The organism is Variovorax paradoxus EPS (assembly GCF_000184745.1).
Lineage (GTDB): Bacteria > Pseudomonadota > Gammaproteobacteria > Burkholderiales > Burkholderiaceae_C > Variovorax > Variovorax paradoxus_C.
In genome coordinates this window covers 1695196-1715257 of the sequence record NC_014931.1, presented here as the reverse complement: position 1 = coordinate 1715257, position 20062 = coordinate 1695196, and the positions used below count along the sequence as shown (strand labels likewise).

The 20062-nt window shown below is 64.6% G+C and carries 22 protein-coding genes; 3 read left to right on the top strand and 19 right to left on the bottom strand.

Annotation, left to right across the window (positions count from 1 at the left end; translation table 11 throughout):
- The 18 genes from era to VARPA_RS07640 form a co-directional block, all read right to left on the bottom strand.
- The gene (era, locus tag VARPA_RS07725; RefSeq protein WP_013539996.1) at positions 1–969 is read right to left on the bottom strand and encodes a GTPase Era; all 969 of its coding nucleotides are present in this window, start codon (positions 967–969) and stop codon (positions 1–3) included.
- A 7-nt stretch (positions 970–976) separates the two neighbouring features.
- The gene (rnc, locus tag VARPA_RS07720) at positions 977–1663 is read right to left on the bottom strand and encodes a ribonuclease III (RefSeq protein ID WP_013539995.1); all 687 of its coding nucleotides are present in this window, start codon (positions 1661–1663) and stop codon (positions 977–979) included.
- Between the two features lie 17 nt (positions 1664–1680).
- Positions 1681–2049: a DUF4845 domain-containing protein gene (locus tag VARPA_RS07715; RefSeq protein ID WP_013539994.1), complete on the bottom strand. Its 369-nt coding sequence runs from the start codon at positions 2047–2049 to the stop codon at positions 1681–1683.
- Positions 2050–2083: 34 nt separating this feature from the next.
- A complete protein-coding gene (gene lepB, locus VARPA_RS07710) occupies positions 2084–3049 on the bottom strand; it encodes a signal peptidase I (protein WP_013539993.1) in 966 nt (321 codons plus the stop codon).
- A 7-nt stretch (positions 3050–3056) separates the two neighbouring features.
- Positions 3057–4868 (bottom strand): translation elongation factor 4, encoded by a 1812-nt coding sequence (gene lepA, locus VARPA_RS07705; RefSeq protein ID WP_013539992.1) that lies wholly within the window; start codon positions 4866–4868, stop codon positions 3057–3059.
- A 522-nt stretch (positions 4869–5390) separates the two neighbouring features.
- Positions 5391–6875, bottom strand: coding sequence for a DegQ family serine endoprotease (locus VARPA_RS07700; protein WP_013539991.1), 1485 nt, complete (start codon positions 6873–6875; stop codon positions 5391–5393).
- 106 nt (positions 6876–6981) lie between these two features.
- Positions 6982–8055, bottom strand: a complete 1074-nt coding sequence (locus tag VARPA_RS07695; protein ID WP_013539990.1) for a MucB/RseB C-terminal domain-containing protein — start codon at positions 8053–8055, stop codon at positions 6982–6984.
- A gap of 23 nt (positions 8056–8078) precedes the next feature.
- The gene (locus VARPA_RS07690; protein ID WP_013539989.1) at positions 8079–8744 is read right to left on the bottom strand and encodes a sigma-E factor negative regulatory protein; all 666 of its coding nucleotides are present in this window, start codon (positions 8742–8744) and stop codon (positions 8079–8081) included.
- Between the two features lie 17 nt (positions 8745–8761).
- Positions 8762–9436, bottom strand: coding sequence for an RNA polymerase sigma factor RpoE (gene rpoE / locus VARPA_RS07685; RefSeq protein WP_013539988.1), 675 nt, complete (start codon positions 9434–9436; stop codon positions 8762–8764).
- Between the two features lie 10 nt (positions 9437–9446).
- Entirely contained in the window at positions 9447–9929 is a 483-nt protein-coding gene (locus VARPA_RS07680; protein ID WP_013539987.1) for a hypothetical protein, read from the bottom strand.
- Between the two features lie 13 nt (positions 9930–9942).
- Positions 9943–11187 carry a beta-ketoacyl-ACP synthase II gene (gene fabF / locus VARPA_RS07675; protein ID WP_013539986.1) on the bottom strand — a complete coding sequence of 415 codons (1245 nt, stop codon included), beginning with the start codon at positions 11185–11187 and terminating at the stop codon, positions 9943–9945.
- Positions 11188–11283: 96 nt separating this feature from the next.
- Positions 11284–11523 carry an acyl carrier protein gene (gene acpP / locus VARPA_RS07670; protein WP_007830471.1) on the bottom strand — a complete coding sequence of 80 codons (240 nt, stop codon included), beginning with the start codon at positions 11521–11523 and terminating at the stop codon, positions 11284–11286.
- Between the two features lie 99 nt (positions 11524–11622).
- Positions 11623–12366: a 3-oxoacyl-ACP reductase FabG gene (fabG, locus tag VARPA_RS07665; protein ID WP_041942815.1), complete on the bottom strand. Its 744-nt coding sequence runs from the start codon at positions 12364–12366 to the stop codon at positions 11623–11625.
- Positions 12367–12393: 27 nt separating this feature from the next.
- The gene (gene fabD / locus VARPA_RS07660) at positions 12394–13347 is read right to left on the bottom strand and encodes an ACP S-malonyltransferase (protein ID WP_013539984.1); all 954 of its coding nucleotides are present in this window, start codon (positions 13345–13347) and stop codon (positions 12394–12396) included.
- A gap of 50 nt (positions 13348–13397) precedes the next feature.
- Positions 13398–14375 (bottom strand): beta-ketoacyl-ACP synthase III, encoded by a 978-nt coding sequence (locus VARPA_RS07655; protein ID WP_013539983.1) that lies wholly within the window; start codon positions 14373–14375, stop codon positions 13398–13400.
- Entirely contained in the window at positions 14375–15472 is a 1098-nt protein-coding gene (plsX, locus tag VARPA_RS07650) for a phosphate acyltransferase PlsX (RefSeq protein WP_080559364.1), read from the bottom strand. The genes VARPA_RS07655 and plsX overlap by 1 nt, the downstream gene beginning before the upstream one ends.
- Before the next feature lie 61 nt (positions 15473–15533).
- Positions 15534–15716, bottom strand: coding sequence for a 50S ribosomal protein L32 (gene rpmF / locus VARPA_RS07645; protein WP_007830466.1), 183 nt, complete (start codon positions 15714–15716; stop codon positions 15534–15536).
- Positions 15717–15880: 164 nt separating this feature from the next.
- Positions 15881–16438, bottom strand: coding sequence for a YceD family protein (locus tag VARPA_RS07640; protein WP_013539981.1), 558 nt, complete (start codon positions 16436–16438; stop codon positions 15881–15883).
- A gap of 83 nt (positions 16439–16521) precedes the next feature.
- On the opposite strand from VARPA_RS07640, the gene VARPA_RS07635 reads away from it, so the two are divergent.
- From VARPA_RS07635 to VARPA_RS07625, 3 genes are read left to right on the top strand one after another with little or no spacing between them, the layout of a single operon-like run.
- Positions 16522–17103: a Maf family protein gene (locus tag VARPA_RS07635; RefSeq protein WP_013539980.1), complete on the top strand. Its 582-nt coding sequence runs from the start codon at positions 16522–16524 to the stop codon at positions 17101–17103.
- A complete protein-coding gene (locus VARPA_RS07630; RefSeq protein WP_013539979.1) occupies positions 17100–17861 on the top strand; it encodes an SAM-dependent methyltransferase in 762 nt (253 codons plus the stop codon). Before VARPA_RS07635 ends, VARPA_RS07630 begins: the two co-directional genes overlap by 4 nt.
- A 2-nt stretch (positions 17862–17863) precedes the next feature.
- Positions 17864–19012, top strand: a complete 1149-nt coding sequence (locus VARPA_RS07625; RefSeq protein ID WP_013539978.1) for an MFS transporter — start codon at positions 17864–17866, stop codon at positions 19010–19012.
- A 16-nt stretch (positions 19013–19028) separates the two neighbouring features.
- Here the strand turns inward: VARPA_RS07625 and VARPA_RS07620 are convergent, their stop codons facing one another.
- Positions 19029–20060 carry a S49 family peptidase gene (locus VARPA_RS07620; protein WP_013539977.1) on the bottom strand — a complete coding sequence of 344 codons (1032 nt, stop codon included), beginning with the start codon at positions 20058–20060 and terminating at the stop codon, positions 19029–19031.
- Positions 20061–20062 lie beyond the last annotated feature (2 nt).

Genomic DNA, 20062 nt, shown 5'->3' with positions numbered 1-20062 from the left:
TCATTCGTAGCCGAAGGAGCGTACGCGCGCCTCGTCGTCGGCCCAGCCGGAACGCACCTTCACCCACAGTTCGAGGAACACCTTGGCGTCGGCCAGCTTCTCCAGTTCGACGCGCGTTTCCATGCCGATGCGCTTGATGCGCTCGCCCTTGTCGCCGATCACCATGGCCTTGTGGCCGTCGCGCTCGACCACGATGGTGGCGGCGATGCGCAAGAGGCGCTTCTGGCCCTTCTTCTGGGGCGGCTCTTCCTCGAACTTGTCGATGATGACGGTCGAGGTGTAGGGCAGCTCGTCGCCGGTGAGGCGGAAGAGCTTTTCGCGCACCAGTTCGCCGGCGAGGAATTTCTCGCTGCGATCGGTGAGCTCGTCCTCGGCGTAGAACCAGGGCTGTTCGGGCAGGTACTTTTCGCAGATACCGAAGAGGCGCTCGACGTCCTTCGAATTCTTGGCCGACATCGGCACGAACTCGGCGAAAGCGTGCTTCGCCTGCATGGTCTGCAGCCAGGGGGCGATGTCGCCACGGCGGTGCACGTTGTCCAACTTGTTGGCGAGCAGCACGGTCGGAATGCCCTTGCCCAGGAGCTTGAGCACGCGCTCGTCAGCCGGCGTGAAGCTGCCGGCCTCGACCACGAACAGGATCAGGTCCACATCACCGACCGCACCTTGCACAGTCTTGTTGAGCGACTTGTTCAGCGCGTTGGCGTGCAGGGTCTGGAAGCCCGGCGTATCGACGAACACGAACTGCGTCGCCCCCAGCGTGCGCATGCCGGTGATGCGGTGGCGCGTGGTCTGCGCCTTGCGCGAGGTGATGCTGATCTTCTGGCCGACCAGCGCATTGAGCAGCGTCGACTTGCCCACATTGGGCTTGCCGACGATGGCGATGAGGCCACAGTGTTGGGGACCGCCTGCGGCAGCGCCGTCGCCTGCGGCATCTTGGGGTCCGGCTTCTGGATTGGTAACGTCGTTCATTGTGATTTCACGCGGCGCCGCGTGCCTTGAGCCGGATCAGCATGGCAGCCGCGGCAGCCTGCTCGCCGGCGCGGCGCGAGCCGCCGATGCCGCGTTCGCGAAAGCCCAACTCGGGCACCTCGCACTCGACATCGAAAGTCTGTTTGTGCGCTGCACCCAGCGTCGCGGCCACGCGATACATCGGCAGCTTCATTTTGTGGCCCTGCAGCCATTCCTGCAATTCGGTTTTCGGGTCCTTGGCCGCCGCTTCCATGCGCGGAGTGATCTCGACCGATTCGTACAGGCGGCGCACCAGCGCCTCGGCGGCTGCAAAGCCCGCATCGAGGTAGACCGCACCGATCAGCGCCTCGAGCGCGTCGGCCAGGATCGAGGGCCGGTTGGGACCGCCCGAACGCGCCTCGCCCTCGCCGAGCCGCAGCAGCGGCGACAGCTGGAGTTCGAGCGCCAGGCGGTGCAGGGTGTCCTGCTTGACCAGGTTGGCCCGCACCCGCGACAAGTCGCCCTCAGGCAGGGCCGACAGTCGCGTGTACAGCAGGTGCGACACCGCCAGGTTGAGCACCGAGTCGCCGAGAAACTCAAGGCGCTCGTTGTGGTCGGCCGAGAAACTGCGGTGCGTGAGCGCGAGCTGCAGCAGCCGCGTATCGGAGAACGAATGCTTGAGGCGCGCCTGCAGCGCGACGAGGCTGCCGTCCACCTTTTTCAGCGCCGCGTTCAGCGGGTCTCGCCCTTGTACTTGAGCGTCAGGTAGGCCGGGCCGAACAAGGGGATCTCGCGTTCGTAGGCATACGAGACGACAACCTTGTCGCCGACTTTCTTGATGTCCAGATCACGGCCGCTGACCGACTTGAAGTCGTCGATGGCCTGGGCACGATCGAAGATGGCGCGCACTTCGGGCACTGTCGCGCCCTCCTTGGCCTTGTTGGCGGCCTTGTCGATGGCCTGCCATTCGATCAATGTCGGAATGACCTGCGCGACGACCACGCCCAGGCAGCCAAGTACGACCGCAACGAACAGCAGGCCGATGAACGAAATGCCGCGCTGGTGCGCGGCCCTGCTGCGGATGGACCGGTTTGCTCTCATGCCCTCTTACCCCTCGAACAGTGTTGATGACTGCTTATTGAAATGGACCGATGCGGCCGAAATCGCCGAAATTCATCCAGACGAAAAACGCCCTGCCCACGATGTTCTTGTCCGGAACGAAGCCCCAGAAGCGCGAATCCGCCGAATTATCGCGGTTGTCGCCCATCATGAAATACTGGCCGGCGGGCACCTTGCAGACCACGCCTTCGACGGAGTAGCGGCAGTTCTCGCGGAACGGAAAGTCGCTGGCACCCGGCACGAAGGACGGTGCGCCCTCGTCGTTGAGGATCTTGTGCTGCTTGTCGCCGAGCTTCTCGTCGAACTGCTTGAGCAGGCGCATCGATTCGCCATCGAGGTAGTCGGGCGCCGCGTCCTTGGAAACCTGCTGGCCGTTGATCGTGAGCTTCTTGTTCAGGTAAGCCACCTCGTCGCCAGGGATGCCGACCACGCGCTTGATGTAGTCCATGCTGGGCTTGGGCGGATACCGGAACACGACCACATCGCCACGCGCAAGCGGCGTGCCGTCGGTGATCTTGGTGTTGATGACCGGCAAGCGCAGGCCGTAGGTGAACTTGTTGACCAGGATCAGGTCGCCGGTCAGCAGCGTGGGCATCATCGAGCCTGACGGAATCTTGAAGGGCTCGTAGAGGAACGAGCGCAAAAGAAACACCACCAGGATCACCGGGAAGAGCCCCGCCGTCCAGTCGAGCCACCAGGGCTGCATCAGCAGGCGCTCGCTGGCCTTGGTGTCGGCCGTGTCGACCTGGGTGATGCCCTGCCCGGCCAGGCGCGCATTGCGCTCGGCCATCGAGGCTTCGAGTTTGGCGGCAGCCGCCTCCCGCTTTGGCAGGAAATAGAAGCGCTCGGCCAGCCAGTAGAGGCCGGTGACCACCGCGGCCACGAACAGCAGCAATGCGAAGTTGCCTTCGATCGCGCCGAAATACCAGGCGCCGACATAGCTGGCGAATGCCGCAAGGACCAGGGAGGTGATGAGTGCCATTTTTTGATCAGTCTTCGACTTGCAGAATGGCCAGGAAGGCCTCTTGCGGGACCTCGACGGAACCGATCTGCTTCATTCTTTTCTTGCCCGCCTTCTGCTTCTCGAGCAGCTTCTTCTTGCGGGTGATGTCGCCGCCGTAGCACTTGGCCAGCACGTTCTTGCGGAGGGCCTTGATTGTCTCACGCGCAATGATGTTGACCCCGATGGCGGCCTGGATCGCCACGTCGAACATCTGGCGCGAAATGATCTCGCGCATCTTCGATACCACCGCCCGGCCGCGGTACTGCGACTGGGTGCGGTGCACGATGATCGAGAGCGCATCGACCTTCTCGCCGTTCAGCAGGATGTCGACCTTGACCACGTCGGACGCGCGGTACTCCTTGAACTCGTAGTCCATGGAGGCATAGCCCCGGCTGACCGATTTCAGCTTGTCGAAGAAGTCGAGCACGATCTCGCCGAGCGGCATCTCGTAGGTCAGCATGACCTGGCGGCCGTGGTAGGCCATGTTCATCTGCACGCCGCGCTTCTGGTTGGCCAGCGTCATGACGGCGCCGACGTATTCCTGCGGCATGTAGAGATGCACCGTCACGATCGGCTCGCGGATCTCGCTCATCTTGCCGACGTCGGGCATCTTGGACGGGTTCTCCACCATGATGACTTCGCCGTCGTTGCGCACCACCTGATAGACCACGCTCGGCGCGGTCGTGATCAGGTCTTGGTCGAATTCGCGCTCCAGGCGCTCCTGCACGATTTCCATGTGCAGCAGGCCGAGGAAACCGCAGCGGAAGCCGAAGCCCAGCGCCTGGCTCACCTCGGGCTCATAGCGCAGCGATGAATCGTTGAGCTTGAGCTTTTCGAGCGCGTCGCGCAGCGAGTCGTACTCGCTGGCTTCGGTCGGATAGAGACCGGCAAACACCTGCGGCTGGATTTCCTTGAAGCCCGGCAGCGCCTCGGTGGCCGTCGCGGCTGCGCCGCCCGTGCCCGCCTTGATCAGCGTCACGGTGTCGCCGACCTTGGCGGCCTGCAGCTCCTTGATGCCCGCGATGATGAAGCCCACCTCGCCCGCCTCGAGCGAAGCGCGCGGTTCAGTGGCGGGCGTGAAGACACCGATGTTGTCGGCGTTGTACATCGCGCCGGACGCCATCATCTTGATGCGCTCGCCCTTCACGAGCCGGCCGTCGACCACGCGCACCAGCATGACGACGCCCACGTACGGATCGAACCAGCTGTCCACGATCATCGCGCGCAGCGGGCCGTCGGGATTGCCGCGCGGCGCCGGCATCTTGTGCACGATGGCTTCGAGGATCTCGTCGATGCCGAGACCGGTCTTGGCGGAACACGGAATTGCATCGGTCGCATCGATGCCGATGACGTCTTCGATTTCGGTGCGCGCGTTGTCGGGATCCGCGTTGGGCAAATCCATCTTGTTGAGCACCGGCACCACTTCAACGCCGAGGTCGAGCGCGGTGTAGCAGTTGGCCACCGTCTGCGCTTCGACGCCTTGCGATGCATCGACGACGAGCAGCGCACCTTCGCATGCCGACAGCGAGCGGCTCACTTCATAAGAGAAGTCGACGTGGCCCGGCGTGTCGATCAGATTGAGGTTGTAGACCTGTCCATCGAGTGCCTTGTAGTGCAGCGCGGCGGTCTGTGCCTTGATGGTTATCCCACGCTCTTTTTCGATGTCCATCGAGTCGAGCACCTGCGCTTCCATCTCGCGTTCTGCGAGGCCGCCGCAACGCTGGATCAAACGGTCTGCGAGCGTCGACTTGCCGTGATCGATGTGCGCAATGATCGAAAAATTTCTGATGTGATTCATCAACGGGAACGCTTAAGTACTTGAATTGGCTCGTGCCCAGCAGCGAGCGGGCAAGAAAAAAGGGCGCGTCTTCTGGAGACGCGCCCTGAACCAACAAGCAATGGCAACTGCAGTAGTTGGAACTTCATTGTAGGCAAAAAGGGAGGCACGTACATCCGGGAACAGGGTCCAAAGGGCTCGTTGCGGGTCCACAACATCAAAGATATATACAGGTTATCCACAGAATCGGTGGAGCAGTCTATGAACAACTTGTGGGCGATCTGTGGAGCACCGGTGGACTGCTGTCTGACATCTCGCATCGTGAAGGTCGTTGCACTCCTTATGCGCTGACCGGCCGCCGCAAGTGCTCTATTCTACCGAAAACCGTCCTTAGCCCTCAAAAATGTTAGTGGGCGCAAACAAAAATCGAGGTGTTTGGAGGCCCAGATTTTTTTAGGGACCTGCGCCTGATCGTCGTAAACACCTCAAAAAAACGGCCCCAAACCCGACTGCCGGGTGGGGCCACTTGACGGCGGCGCCGTATCAGCGTGCGGGACGGATCAGGGCGTATTGCGCCCAGTCGCCGCGACGGAACAGCACGCTGAGTGCCTTGCTCTTGTCGGCCTTGGCCAGTGCGGCCTCGAATTCGCGGGTGTTGGCCACCTCGATGTTGCCCACGGCCAGGATGATGTCGCCTTCGCGCAGCCCTGCACGTGCAGCACCTTCGCTGGCGGCATCGACCTTCACGCCGCCCTTGAGCTTGAGCTCCTTCTTCTGCGCATCGTTAAGGTCGCTCACGGCGAGGCCGATCGACTTGGCCGCGGCGGAAGCCGAGGGCTTTGGCGCTGGCTCGTCGCGATCGGACGCGCGCTTGGCCGGCTTGTCGGGCTCGATCTCGGCAATGGTCACGCTCAGGTCGCGCGAGCTGCCGCGGCGGAACACCGTGAGCGTGCTCTTCGTGCCGGGCTTGGTGTTGCCCACCAGGCGCGGCAGGTCGCTCGGCTTCTCGATGGCCTTGCCGTCGAACTTGGTGATGACGTCGCCCGGCTCCACGCCGGCCTTCTCGCCCGGCGAGCCGGCTTCGACGCCGCGCACCAGCGCGCCCTGCGCCTTGCTCAGGCCGATGGCTTCGGCCACATCCTTCGTGACCTGGTCGATCTGCACGCCAATACGGCCGCGGGACACGCGACCCGAGGTACGCAGCTGCTCGCTCACTCGGATCGCCTCGTCGATCGGGATCGAGAACGAGATGCCCATGAAGCCGCCCGAGCGCGAATAGATCTGGCTGTTGATGCCCACCACTTCGCCGCGCATGTTGATCAGCGGGCCGCCCGAATTGCCGGGGTTGATGGCCACGTCGGTCTGGATGAACGGAAGGTATTCGCCGGTGTCGCGCTGCTTGGCGCTCACGATGCCGGCTGTGACGGTGTTTTCCAGCCCGAAGGGCGAGCCGATGGCCATCACCCATTCGCCGACGCGCAGCTTGGAGATGTCGCCGACCTTCACTGCGGGCAGGCCTGTGGCTTCGATCTTGACGACCGCGACGTCGGTGCGCTTGTCGGCACCCACGATCTTGGCCTTGAACTCGCGCTTGTCTGGCAGCGTGACCAGCACTTCGGAGGCGTCTTCCACGACGTGCGCGTTGGTCATGACGTAGCCATCTGCCGTCAGGATGAAGCCGGAGCCGACACCGCGCGGACGCTCCTCTTCCTGAGGCTGCTGCGGCCTGTTGGGACGCGGCCCCTGGCGCGGCGTGCCCGGCGCGGGCTGCCCGAAGAAACGACGGAAGAACTCCTGCATCTCCTCGTCCATCTCGCCGTTGCCGGCGCCGCGCTGGGCGACCTTCTCGACCGTGCGAATGTTGACGACGGAGGGGCCGACCTGGTCGACCAGATCGGTGAAGTCAGGCAGCGTGCGCGTTTGCGCGTGGACGGGCTCGACCGGAAGGAAAGTGGCCCCGGCTGTGAGTGCGAGCGCGAAAGCCAGAACGCCGGAACGAAGCTTGTGTCCCTCGACTTTGAACATCATGGGTTTTCTTTCAAAAGAACAGAGAGCGGCTAAAACAACAAAGGGCTATGAGTCTGCGTTGCGAGCTTGGTTCAGCGCAATCCGCGGGGCAATGGCCATCAGTGTGTCAACGCGTGCGGGCGAGGCTTTGGGCGAATGCGTTGAGCGTTTGCGGCGGCACTTCGCCCACCGCGGTCAGCCACCAGTCGCTCGCAGGTTCGGGCAACCGCCGGCGGATGGCGTTGGTGGCGCCGATGGTCAGCACGCCGTCCCGCGGCGCGCGCGCGGCATCGTAGCGCTCGATGAAAAGCGAGACCGAGGCCAAGCCGTCGGAGAAAGTCCACTGGACCGTAGCCGCATCCTGCTTCGACTTGTCGCTGCCGGTCGCGGGCCGACGGAAGAAGCTGCGGGGCTTGAAGCCTGCCACGGGCGCGCTGAGCGTCCAGCCTTCATCCTGTGCGGTCGTGCGCTCGAGCTCGAGCTTTTCGACGCGGTAGCCCGCGGTGTTGGTCATCATCTGCGCGAGCGCCTGCGCCTTCACCGGTGCATCGAGCTGCAGTTCGGAAAACGCCGACTGCTCCACCACCCGCGATTCGCTGTCGATGGTCTGCAGCTTCACCACCAGGCCCGAACGGCGCTCGCTCCAGATGCGATAGCCGAAACGCAGGCCGTCGTGCGGCACCAGCTGCACCACATCGGCATCAAAGCCGGCCACGCGGTCCTTGCCGATCGCGCGTACGTCGTAGAAGTCGCCGATGGACGAATCGGTCTTGTCCGGCAGGTTGGGAAAGAGATCGAGGTTCTCGCGCTTCTCCACCTTCACGACCTTCGCCTCGGGCAGGAAGGTCATGACATTGCGATTGCGCCGGAACGTCGAGCGCGGCGGCCCCGACAGGGCTTCGATGCGCTCGATCTGATGGTCGCCATCCCGCACATGCCAGATGCGCGCGCTCGACAGGTCGCCGCCCGGTGCCGACACCACGAAGGTGCCCACGTAGTTGCGTTGCCGCGCACCGGTGTGCATGCGCTGCAGCCAGTCGGCCACGCTCATCGTCGGCGGCGGCTCGTCCGTCTGCGCCGAAGCCGCATTCTTGGTGGTCGCCGGCCCGGAACGGTTTTGTGCGGTCGCAACCTGCGCGAAGCAGAAGGCTGCAAACACAAGCACGAACGCGCGTGCGGAGATCGGCATCTGAACGGTCATTGCGGGCAGTGACGGGCGCGCGATCAGCGCGTAGGTCCCTCGAAGGTGGCGTTGCGCAGGAAACCGGAAGGCATTTGCGAGGCACCGCCGGCCTGCTGGTGCGCTTCGAGCAGTTGATCCAGGCGCGGATCACGCAGCATGACTTGCGGATTGCCGTTGCCGACCATCACGCGGGTCGGCGTCAGCGTGGCGCCTGCGGGCTGCTGGCTGTTGACCGCCGCGGCCGCCAGAACCGAGTTAATTGCGGGCTGTTGCTGGGCCGCGATTTGGGCGTCGGCCTGCGAACCGGCGGGGCCGCTGCCGATCAGCGTCCAGCTGATGGCCGCCACGGCGACCATCGAGGCGGCGCCTGCCACCAGCTTCCAGCGGAAGACCGGCTCATTGGCCGCATCGGCCCTGCGCTGGACCTGTACGGCGACCGGTGGGGTCACCGGCTGCAGCGCAGGCATCGCGACCACCGGTTCCGCGGCCAATCGCTGCTGGAAGCGCGCGAGGAACGCCGCACTGTCGCTGCACGGCGAATGAGAACCCGAGCGCAGCACATCGCCCACCACGTGGTACGCGTGCCAAGCTGCGCGCGACTCGCCCTCGGTGCAGACGGCTCCGATCGCTTCTGCGAACGCCTCGCCCTGCAAATGACCATCCGCAAGTGCGGACACCTGTTCCCGAACCGTCATCGTCTGATTCATTTCATTCACCTGCTTACTTACCAACGCTTGCCGGACTGGTTGTCGAGCAGCGGTTTGACCCTGGCCGAAATGGCTTCGCGCGCCCGGAAAATACGTGAGCGCACCGTGCCGATAGGGCAATCCATGACCTCGGCAATCTCTTCGTAACTCATCCCCTCGATCTCGCGCAGCGTGACGGCCTGGCGCAACTCGGCAGGGAGCGCTTCCATGGCCGCCTCGACGGCGCTGGCGATTTCATTCGCCGCCATGACCGATTCGGGGGTTTCGTCGCTGATTGGTTCGTTTCCGGGACGGTAAGTTTCATCGTCGTCCTCAGAAGAAGGCCTCAAGGCGCTTTCGGAGATGGTCGGGTCGCGCTTCATGTCCACCAGCGCCTTCTTGGCGGTATTCACCGCGATCCGGTAAAGCCAGGTGTAGAACTGCGCCTCGCCGCGGAACTGGTGCAGCGCGCGGTAGGCGCGAATGAAGGTTTCCTGGGCGATGTCCTCGACCAAGTCAACATCGCGCACCATGCGGCCGATCAGCCGCTCGATGCGGCGCTGGTACTTGATGACCAGGAGTTCAAAGGCCTTCTGGTCGCCCGCGACCGTGCGCTGGACCAACTGGAAATCGACCTCGCCCGGGCGCGGGGTCTCGGCCGACGCGTCGGTCAGGCCGGACTCCGGTGGTACGGGCGGGGGAGACGTTGTCATCGATGGAATTTCAGGGCGCGTCGGCAGGAGCCGTTGCGCGCCACGGATCGCCCGCGGGCTCGGCGGCCGGCGCGCGCGAATAGACCGCCCGACGCACATCGCGCCAGCGCTCCGGCATGGCCCGCTGCTCGAGCCAGACCCAGCGCGCGGCGCGGCCAGGCTCCGAGAGCCTGACCAGCATCAGCGACTGAAAATCGAGCGCGACCATGGCCCGCGCTGCGCGAACACCGCGGGTCGGATCGGACCCTGTCAAGGACCAATAGAGCCCGTCGAAGTGCAGTGTGGCGGCGCCATCGCGCCGCAAGCCGAAGCCCGCGGCTACGCCAGAGAAGACGACGCTGAGAACCAGCAGCAATTGGCGCCATCCCGCGCTATCGAAGAGATAGCAGGATGCGCCTGCGCAGCAGGCACCCAAGGTCCAGAGAACGACAAGAATCCGGGTAGCGCCACGCGAGCGCCCCACCGGATAGGTCACCGACGGCGCGCTGTGCATGAGAGAGCAATGCTCAAGCGCGCTTGAACACCAGCGTGCCGTTGGTGCCGCCGAAGCCGAAGTTGTTCTTGACCGCGACATCGATCTTCAGATCGCGCGCCTCGTTGGCGCAGTAGTCGAGATCGCACTCCGGATCCTGGTTGAAGATGTTGATGGTCGGCGGGCTCTTCTGCTCGTGCAGTGCAAGCACCGTGAACACCGATTCGATGCCACCCGCGCCGCCCAGCAAGTGGCCGGTCATGGACTTGGTCGAATTCACGACGAGCTTCTTCGCGTGATCGCCGAAGGCGAGCTTGACCGCGTTGGTCTCGTTCAGGTCGCCGATCTGCGTCGAGGTGCCGTGCGCGTTCAGGTATTGGACCTGGTCGGCATTGACACCCGCGTTGGCCAGTGCCATCGCCATCGAGCGGCGGGGGCCGTCGACGTCGGGCGCGGTCATGTGGTACGCGTCGCCGGTCAGGCCGAAGCCCGCGACTTCCGCATAGATCTTGGCGCCGCGCGCCTTGGCGTGTTCGTACTCCTCGAGCACCAGCACGCCGGCGCCCTCGCCCAGCACGAAACCGTCGCGGTCCTTGTCCCACGGGCGCGAGGCCGTGGCGGGATCGTCGTTGCGCGTGCTCAGTGCACGAGGCGCGGTGAAGCCACCGATGCCGAGCGGCGAAATGGTCGACTCGGCGCCGCCCGCAATCATGACGTCGGCATCGCCGTACTCGATCATGCGTGCCGACGTGCCAATGGCATGCAGGCCCGTGGTGCAGGCGGTGACGACGGCGATGTTCGGGCCTTTGAAGCCGTACTTGATCGACACATGCCCCGAGATCATGTTAATGATCGATGCCGGCACGAAAAACGGCGAAATGCGGCGCGGGCCGCGGCTCGCGTATTCGGCGTGCGTCTCTTCGATCATCGGCAGACCGCCGATGCCCGAGCCGATGTTGCAGCCGATGCGAACGGCCTTTTCATAGGACAGCGCTTCGCCGGTCGGCAGTCCGCTGTCCTGCACCGCCTGGATGGCGGCGGCAAGCCCCAGATGAATGAAGCGGTCCATGTGACGCGCTTCTTTCTCCGAGATGTATTGGGTGATGTCGAAACCCTTCACCTCACCGGCGAACTTGCAGGCGAAGGCGCTTGCATCGAACGCGGTGATGTTCGCAATGCCCGACTTCCCGGCCAACAAGTTGGCCCAGGATTCGGTTGCGGTGTTTCCGACAGGAGCGATGCAACCGAGTCCGGTCACGACGACGCGGCGTTTGGTCATGCCGGCAAACCTTTCTGGAAGCGCTGAACAGTTGCTGGTCGGCGCGTGCGGTTCGATAAAAAGCCGCCGGCCGCAATCGCAGTGTCAGCTGGCCAATCAGGCCTTTTGATTCTTGGTGGCGTAGTCGACGGCGTTTTGCACCGTGGTGATCTTCTCGGCATCTTCATCGGGGATCTCAATGCCGAACTCGTCTTCGAGTGCCATCACGAGTTCGACCGTGTCGAGCGAGTCAGCGCCGAGGTCGGCCACGAAGGCCTTTTCGTTCGTCACTTGGGACTCTTCCACGCCGAGTTGCTCGGCGATGATTTTCTTGACACGTGCTTCGATATCGCTCATTTGGTTCCCTCTGAGGGTTGTAGGTAATCGGTGGATTTTAGCCGGGCGGATTGTGGCATTTGCCTCACCCCCGGTACGGGAAAAGATTGCGCCTTGCGGCTACATGTGCATGCCGCCATTCACATGCAACTCCTGCCCGGTCACGTAGGACGCCTGGGGCGATGCGAGGTACGCCACCGCATGCGCGATGTCGGCCGGCTTGCCCAGATGTCCCAGCGGGATCTGCTGCAGAAGTGCTTGTTGCTGCGCCTCGGGGAGGCTTGCCGTCATGTCGGTTTCGATGAAGCCCGGCGCGACGCAATTGACGGTGATGTTACGGCTGCCCAATTCGCGGGCCAGGGCGCGGGTCATGCCCGCGACGCCCGCCTTGGCGGCTGCGTAGTTGGCCTGGCCGGCATTGCCGGAGGCGCCCACCACGCTCGTGATGCTGATGATGCGGCCGTAGCGCTGCTTCATCATCGGGCGAATCACTGCGCGCGAGAGGCGGAAGACGGCCTTGAGATTGGTGTCGAGCACCGCATCCCAGTCGTCGTCCTTCATTCGCATCGCAAGCGTGTCGCGCGTGATGCCGGCGTTGTTGACCAGCACGTGGATCGAACCGTAGGCCTGCACGATCTCGTCGATCAGAGCTTCGACGGCTGCGGCGTCATTCACATTGAGTGCACGGCCACGGCCATCGAATGCGCTCAGGGCCGACGTGATCTTGGCCGCGCTGTCTTCGGTGGTGCCGGTGCCGACGACCTTCAGGCCGCGCTGCGCCAGCTCGAGCGCAATCGCTGCGCCGATGCCGCGCGATGCGCCGGTGACCAGGGCAACTTGCCCTTCGAATTTGGGAGTGCTCATATAAAAAGTATCGGGGCCTTGCGCCATTCAGGCGGCGAGCGATTGTCGGGTGTCCGCGAGCGTCGCCGGGTCGTACACCGACGCAGCTTCCAGATCGGGGGCGATGCGCTTGACCATGCCGGCCAGCACCTTGCCGGGCCCGCACTCGATGATGGCGGCTACACCGCGCAGTTTCAAGGCCTGCACGCTTTCGACCCAGCGAACCGGGCCGGCGGCCTGACGCACCAGAGCGTCGCGGATGCGATCCGGATCATTCTCGACAGCCACGTCGATGTTGTTCAGCACCGGAATCTGCGGCGCGGCGAGCGTGAGGGTGGCGAGTTTTTCGCGCAGCGCCTCGGCAGCGGGCTTCATCAGACTCGAATGGAATGGCGCCGAAACAGGCAGCAGCAGCGCGCGCTTCGCGCCATTGGCCTTGAGCAGTTCGCAAGCCTTGTCGACAGCGGCCTTGCTGCCGGCGATCACGGTCTGCGCAGGGTCGTTGAAATTCACGGCCTCGACAATTTCAGCGCTGCCTGCGCCGAAGGAAGCCGTCGCTTCCGCGCAGCCCGCCACGACCTTGCCGGACTCCATGCCCAGCACGGCAGCCATGGCGCCGACACCGACAGGAACGGCCTGCTGCATGGCCTGCGCACGGAAACGCACCAGCGGGGCGGCTTGCGCCAGCGTCAGCACGCCGGAAGCCACCAGCGCCGAGTACTCGCCGAGCGAATGACCCGCCACGACGGAAGGCGTCGCGCCGCCTTCGGACAGCCAGGCACGCCAAGCCGCGACACCGGCAACCAGCATCACGGGCTGTGTGTTGGTGGTGAGTGCCAGCTCTTCCTTGGGGCCGTTCTTGATCAGCGCGCCGATGTCTTCGCCCAGCGCTTCGGACGCTTCGCGCAGCGTTTCGGCCACGGCCGGATGGCCGCCCCAAGCTTCGAGCATGCCGACAGCCTGCGAGCCCTGACCCGGAAATACAAAAGCAAAGGATTTCATTGTTCTATGCGTCATATCGCATCGCAGCCCTGAAGAGGACCGCAAATACGCTACAGATTGAGCAGCACGGCGCCCCAAGTGAAACCACCACCCACGCCTTCGAGCATGAGCGTTTCGCCCTTCTTCACCTTGCCGGAGCGCACTGCCTCGTCGAGCGCCAGCGGAATCGAAGCGGCAGAGGTGTTGCCGTGCTCGTTGACCGTGACGATCAGCTTCTCGCGTGGCAGCTTCAGCTTCTTGGCCGTGCCTTCCATGATGCGGATGTTGGCCTGGTGCGGAATGAGCCAGTCGATATCCGCCTCGGTCTTGCCAGCCTTGGCCAGCGCAGTTCGCGCCGCCTCTTCGAGCACCCGAACCGCCAGCTTGAAGACGGCCTGGCCGTCCATGTGCAGCAACGGCGTGCCCAGCACATTGCCGCCGGACACATGGCCCGGCACACAAAGAATGCCGACATGCTTGCCGTCGGCATGAAGATCGCTCGACAGGATGCCGGGCTCGTCGCTGGCCTCAAGGACCACCGCGCCCGCGCCATCGCCGAACAGCACGCAGGTGGTGCGATCGTTGAAATCGAGGATGCGGGAGAACACTTCGGCGCCGATCACCAGCGCGCAGCGCGCAGTGCCGGTGCGAATCATCGCGTCCGCCACGGTCACCGCATAAACGAAGCCGCTGCAGACCGCCTGGACGTCGAACGCCGGACAGCCGGCGATGCCAAGCTTGTTCTGGAGGATGGCGGCCGACGACGGGAACACCATATCGGGCGTCGAGGTCGCGACGATGATCAGGTCGACGTCGCTCGCCTTGCGGCCCGCCGCCTCGAGTGCGTGCTTCGCAGCCTCTAGACCGAGATCGCTGCTGCCGACATCCGGCGCTGCAAAGTGGCGCGCGTGGATGCCGGTGCGCTCGACGATCCACTGATCGGAGGTTTCGATGCCGCGCGACGCCAGTTCCTTGGCGAGATTGTCATTGGTCACGCGGCGTGGGGGCAGATAGCTGCCGGTGCCGGTGATGCGTGAAAAAGGGGTCATCAAACGTGAAGGGCCGTCGCGTCGACCGGCACCGCCGGTTCCTGCCGCGCGAGCAAAGGCGCGGCGTGGGCGATGCGGGCCCGCACGCGATCGAGCAGGTTGTTGCGAGCGGCATCATAAGCGCGATCCAGCGCATGTCCGAAAGCCACTTCGTCGGCCGAGCCATGGCTCTTGAAAACCAGGCCGCGGAGGCCCAACAAGGCCGCTCCGTTGTAGCGACGGTGGTCCAGACGGCTTTTGAACGCTTTTAGGACCGGATAGGCGACAATTGCCGCAATCTTCGTAAAAACGCTCCGCGAAAATTCGACGCGAATGAACTCGCCAATCATCGACGCAACGCCCTCGCTAGCTTTCAGCGCCACGTTTCCGACAAAGCCGTCGCAGACGACAATATCGGTCGTCCCCTTAAAAATATCGTTGCCCTCGACGTTGCCGTAGAAGTTCAGATCTTTAGAATTGGCAGCCGTTCGCAGCAGTTGGCTTGCCTTTTTGATCGTTTCGCTGCCTTTAATGGCTTCTTCGCCAATATTGAGCAGGCCGACCGAAGGCGCCTCGTTGCCGGTCAGCGCCGAGACCAACGCCGAGCCGAGTACGGCGAACTGAAGCAAATCCTCGGCATCGCAATCAACGTTCGCACCCAAATCGAGCACGGTAGTCGCTCCGCCTTTTGCGTTGGGGAGTTGCGGGGCGATCGCTGGGCGATCAATGCCGTCGAGCGTCTTGAGCAGGTAGCGCGCGATCGCCATCAACGCGCCGGTGTTGCCGGCGGAAATGGCCGCCTGAGCGGCGCCATCCTTGACTTGCTGAATCGCGATGCGCATCGAAGAGTCTTTCTTCTTGCGCAGCGCGATTTCAATGGGATCGTCCATACCCACCACTTCGCTGGCAGCAACGATGCGGGCGCGTGGATGTGCGGCGAACCCCGCCAATGCGGCCGGCGCACCGACCAGCAGCAACGAGGCCTCGCTGTGCCGCTCGAGAAACGCGCGGCAGGCCGCGAGCGTGACGCGCGGCCCGTGGTCGCCCCCCATGCAATCCACGGCGAGCGTGATCGCGGAAGGCGCAGCAGTGAATTCGGGAGAAGAAGGCGTAGCCATCAAAACAAAGGCCCGACGCTACAGGAAAAGTAGCTTCGGGCCTTGGCCTTGGAGTGCGAAATCAGGCTTCGGACTTGTTCTTGAGCACCTGACGGCCACGGTAGAAACCGTTCGGGCTGATGTGGTGGCGCAGGTGCGTTTCGCCAGTGGTCGGCTCCACGGCGATGCCGGGCACGACCAGTGCATTGTGGGAACGGTGCATGCCGCGCTTGGAAGGCGACTTCTTGTTTTGCTGGACGGCCATGATGGCTCCTGGACTGTTAGGTGAGTGACTGGATACGGGCTCAAGCGGTGGCAATACAAAAAAGTGAGCGGCATGTATGGAATGCCCCTGTTTGTCATCTCTGTATCGCTGCTCACGGCGGCGCGCGCGAAGCCCATGATTATAGCCTAGGCGCCGGGAAAGGGCTACTTGCCCTCATCCGGCTTGCGCGAACGCAACGCTCCGAGCATCGCGAACGGGTTCGGCTTGGCTTCCTCGGCCGCCTGGAAATCATCGTCGCTGGACGACAGGCGAACCGGCTCGGGGCAGACATCGTGGACAGGCATGACGGGAATTTCCATCAACAGCTCGTCCTCGATCAGGGTGTGAAGGTCGAAATCCCTGCTGATGACCAGCAGATCTTCGTCGGCTTCATCGTCTTCGGCCTCCGCCGTGGCTTCGTCGGCAACGAAACGGAACCAGCGGTCCACCACGAGTTCCGCCTCGACGGGCGCCAGACAGCGTTGGCAAGTCAGCGGAACGATCGCCTCCGCTTCCAGGTGCAGCCAGGGCGCGGCCTTGCCGTCGGCGCCCGGCCGTTCCTCGCCGGTGGCTTCCCAGTGGACGACGGCATCAGCGGCCGGATCCGCCAGTTCGGCGACAAGGCGCACATAGTTAGGAACCGGGTCGGCGGCATTCAGGGTTGCGGCTGCGGCGGCAAAGCCGGCCACGTCGAGCCGTTCGGGGGCAAATTCTCTCTTCATCCGCGCCAGTCTAGCGCGCCGGCCGCTTCACCGGCAGGGTGCGTGACAGAAGGTTTTTGCGCGGCTCACGCACAATCGTCCCCATGCAACGCCCCGTGATCCTCGCCTCGACCTCGCGCTACCGCCGCGAACTGATGACCCGCCTGCACCTGCCCTTCGATGTGCACGCCCCGGAAGTCGATGAAACCGCGCTGGCCGGCGAAACGCCCCGTGCCCTGGCCGAACGCCTTGCCCTGGAAAAAGCCAACGCCGTCGCCGTCCGCTTTCCCGAAGCGGTGGTGATCGGCTCCGACCAGGTGGCTGACCTCGCCGGCGAGGCGCTCGGCAAGCCCGGCGACCATGCCCGCGCCACCACCCAGTTGCGCCGGATGCGCGGCCAGACGCTGATCTTTCAGACCGCAGTCGCCGTCGTCTGCCACGCCACCGGCTTTGTCCAGCGCGACCTGGCGCCCGTGCGCGTCGTGTTCCGTGAACTCAGTGACGCCGCCATCGAGCGCTACCTCCAGGCCGAGCAGCCTTACGACTGCGCCGGCAGCGCCAAGAGCGAAGGCCTCGGCATCGCCCTCTTGAGCGCCATCGACAGCGACGATCCGACCGCACTGGTCGGCCTCCCGCTGATCCGCACCTGCCAGATGCTGCGCGCCGCGGGGGTCGAACTCCTGTGACCCACGGCAAGCTCTACCTCGTTCCCGCGCCGCTCGATTTCGGCTGCGACCTCCAAGCCCCGCTGCAAGACGCGCTGCCGCTCGGCACCCTGCAGGTGGCCGCCGGCATCACGCACTGGATCTGCGAGAACGCGAAATCCGCCCGCGCCTACCTCAAGCGCATCGACGCGGTCGCGCCGCTGGCCGCTCCGCTGCAGGCGCAGGTCATCCAGGAACTGCCGCGCGAAGTGCACAAGAAAGGCGATCACGCCGGCCAGTTCGACGCCCGGCCGCTGCTGGCCGCCGCGCTCGAAGGCCACGACATCGGCCTGCTGAGCGAAGCCGGCATGCCGGCGGTGGCGGATCCGGGCTCCTCGGTGGCGCGCGCCGCGCACGACCTCGGGATCACCGTGGTGCCGCTGACCGGCCCAGTCTCGCTGCTGCTAGCCCTGGCCGCGAGCGGCCTGAACGGCCAGAACTTCGCCTTCGTCGGCTACCTGCCGCAGGACGCGAGCGAGCGCCAGATCCGCATCCGTGAACTCGAAGCGATCGCCCTCAAGACCGGCCAGACGCAGCTTTTCATCGAAACGCCCTACCGCAATGCCGCGCTGTTGCAGGCCTTGGTTCAAACGATGCATCAAAACACCCGCCTCGCCGTCGCGCGCGGCCTGACCCTCGCAACGTCCCATGTGCGCAGCGAGACCGTGAAATCCTGGCGCGCCAAGCCGCAGACCGCAACCGACGAGCGCCTGCCCGCCGTGTTCGCGATCGGGCGTTGACGATGGTGGTGGTGACCGCCGGCACGCGCTGGGCCTCGCGCGCGCAGTTCTTTTCTTCCGGCTTCATCTTCGCGACCTGGGGCGTGCATGTGCCCACGGTCAAGGCGCACTACGGCCTGGACGAAGCCCAACTCGGGCTGGCCCTGCTCGCCGCAGGCGCCGGCGCCATGTTCGGCCTGACCAGCGCGGGCCGCTGGATCGGCCGCCACGGTCCGCGACGGATCGCCGCCCTTTCGGGCTGCGTCTATGCGCTGCTGCTCGCCGGCTTGATCGCCATGCCGGGCTACTTCGCGCTGATGGGTTTGCTGGCCGCGTTCGGCCTCGTCACCAGCGTGTTCGACGTGGCCATCAACACTGAAGCGGCGCAGCTCGAAATGCAAAGCGGCACGCCGCTGATGAGTGGCATGCACGGCATGTTCAGCTTGGGCGGCATGGCAGGCGCCGCGAGCGGCAGTGCGGTGCTTGCAGCGGGCATGAGTGCGCAAACGCATCTGCTGCTGGTCGCGGCGGTGATGGTGCTGCTCGTTGCCCTGTCCTCGACACGCATGCTGCCCAAGGCGGCCACGGGCAACGCAGCCGGTGCCGACCACAGCTTTCGCCTGCCCCGCGGCCCGCTTGCGGTGCTCGGCGTTCTGGCCGCGCTGGGCCTGATCGCTGAAGGCGCGATCTACGACTGGAGCGTTCTCTATATGCAGCAGGAGCTGGGCAGCCCGCAGAAGCAGGCGGCGCTGGCCTATGCGGCCTTCTCCGCGGCCATGGCGGCTGCGCGTTTCGGCGGCGACGCGATGCGCGCCCGCTTCACCCCGATTGCCTTGCTGCGGGGAAGCGGCGCACTCGCCGCTGCATCGATGACGTTGGTGCTGCTGACCGATCTCCCCTGGCTCGCGCTGGTCGGCTTTGCGGGCGTCGGAATCGGTTTTGCGAATGTCGTGCCGATCCTGTTCGGCGCTTCGGCCCGCGTGCCGGGCGTCGAGCCCGCCAGCGGCATCGCGTCGGTGTCGGCCGTGGCCTATCTGGGATTCATGGCCGGCCCCGCGGTGATCGGCCTGCTGGCGCGGGCCAGTTCACTGACTGCCGCGCTCTATGTGGTGGTGATCTTCGCTGCGGCGCTGGCCGCGTCAGCCCGCTTCACGCGCAGCGAAGCGGCCTGAGGGCTTTTGATCTGCTTCAGCGCAGCGCGGGTGTCGCCACCTGCAGCGAGCGCACCGAGGCTTCGCCCATCGCGGCGCCGAACTTCTTGGCCAGCTTTTCGGCCACGTTGTCGCGACGGGTGTAGTCGATGACCTCTTCGGCCTTGATCACTTCGCGCGCCACGAAGTCGACGTTGCCGAGCTGATCGGCCAGGCCGTACTCGACCGCCTGCTCGCCGCTCCAGAACAGGCCGCTGAACAGGCCCGGGGTGTCGAGCTTCAGCCGATCGCCGCGGCCGGTCTTCACCACGTTGATGAACTGCGCGTGGATCTGGTTGAGCATCGTCTGGGCGTGTGCACGCTGCGCATCGCTCATCGGGCTGAACGGATCGAGGAAGCCCTTGTTCTCGCCAGCCGTGAGCAGGCGGCGCTCCACGCCCACCTTGTCCATCACGCCGGTGAAGCCGAAGCCGTCCATCAGCACGCCGATGCTGCCGACGATGCTGGCCTTGTCGACGAAGATCTTGTCAGCGCCGGCGGCAATGTAATAGGCGGCAGAAGCGCAGGTCTCCTCGACCACCGCGTAGACCGGCTTCTTGTGCTTGGCCTTCAGGCGCTTGATCTCGTCGTTGATGATGCCGGCCTGCACCGGGCTGCCGCCCGGCGAGTTGATCAGCAGCACCACGCCCTTGGCGCCTTCGTCCTCGAAGGCCGTCTTCATGGCGGCCACGACGAACTCGGCGCTGGCGTCGCCGCCCGCTGCGATCTCGCCCTTGATCTCGACGACCGCCGTGTGGGCCGTGGTCTTGGCGGTGCTCGGCGTGCTGCGCGAGAGCGCGAACCAGGCCAGAAAGATGAAGAACGCGAGCCATGCGAGACGCACGAAGGTCTTCCAGCGGCGCGTGGCCTTTTGCTCGCCGAGCGCGGCGAAGGCAAGCTTTTCAAGCGTTGCGCGCTCCCAGCCGGGGCGCTGTGTAGGGTCTTGAGCCATGTTCTTGGGGGTGGTGAGGGGAGCTACCGGTTCCAACGGATCGAAACCCTCGGGTTCCCTGCGATTCGGGTCGGTCATGT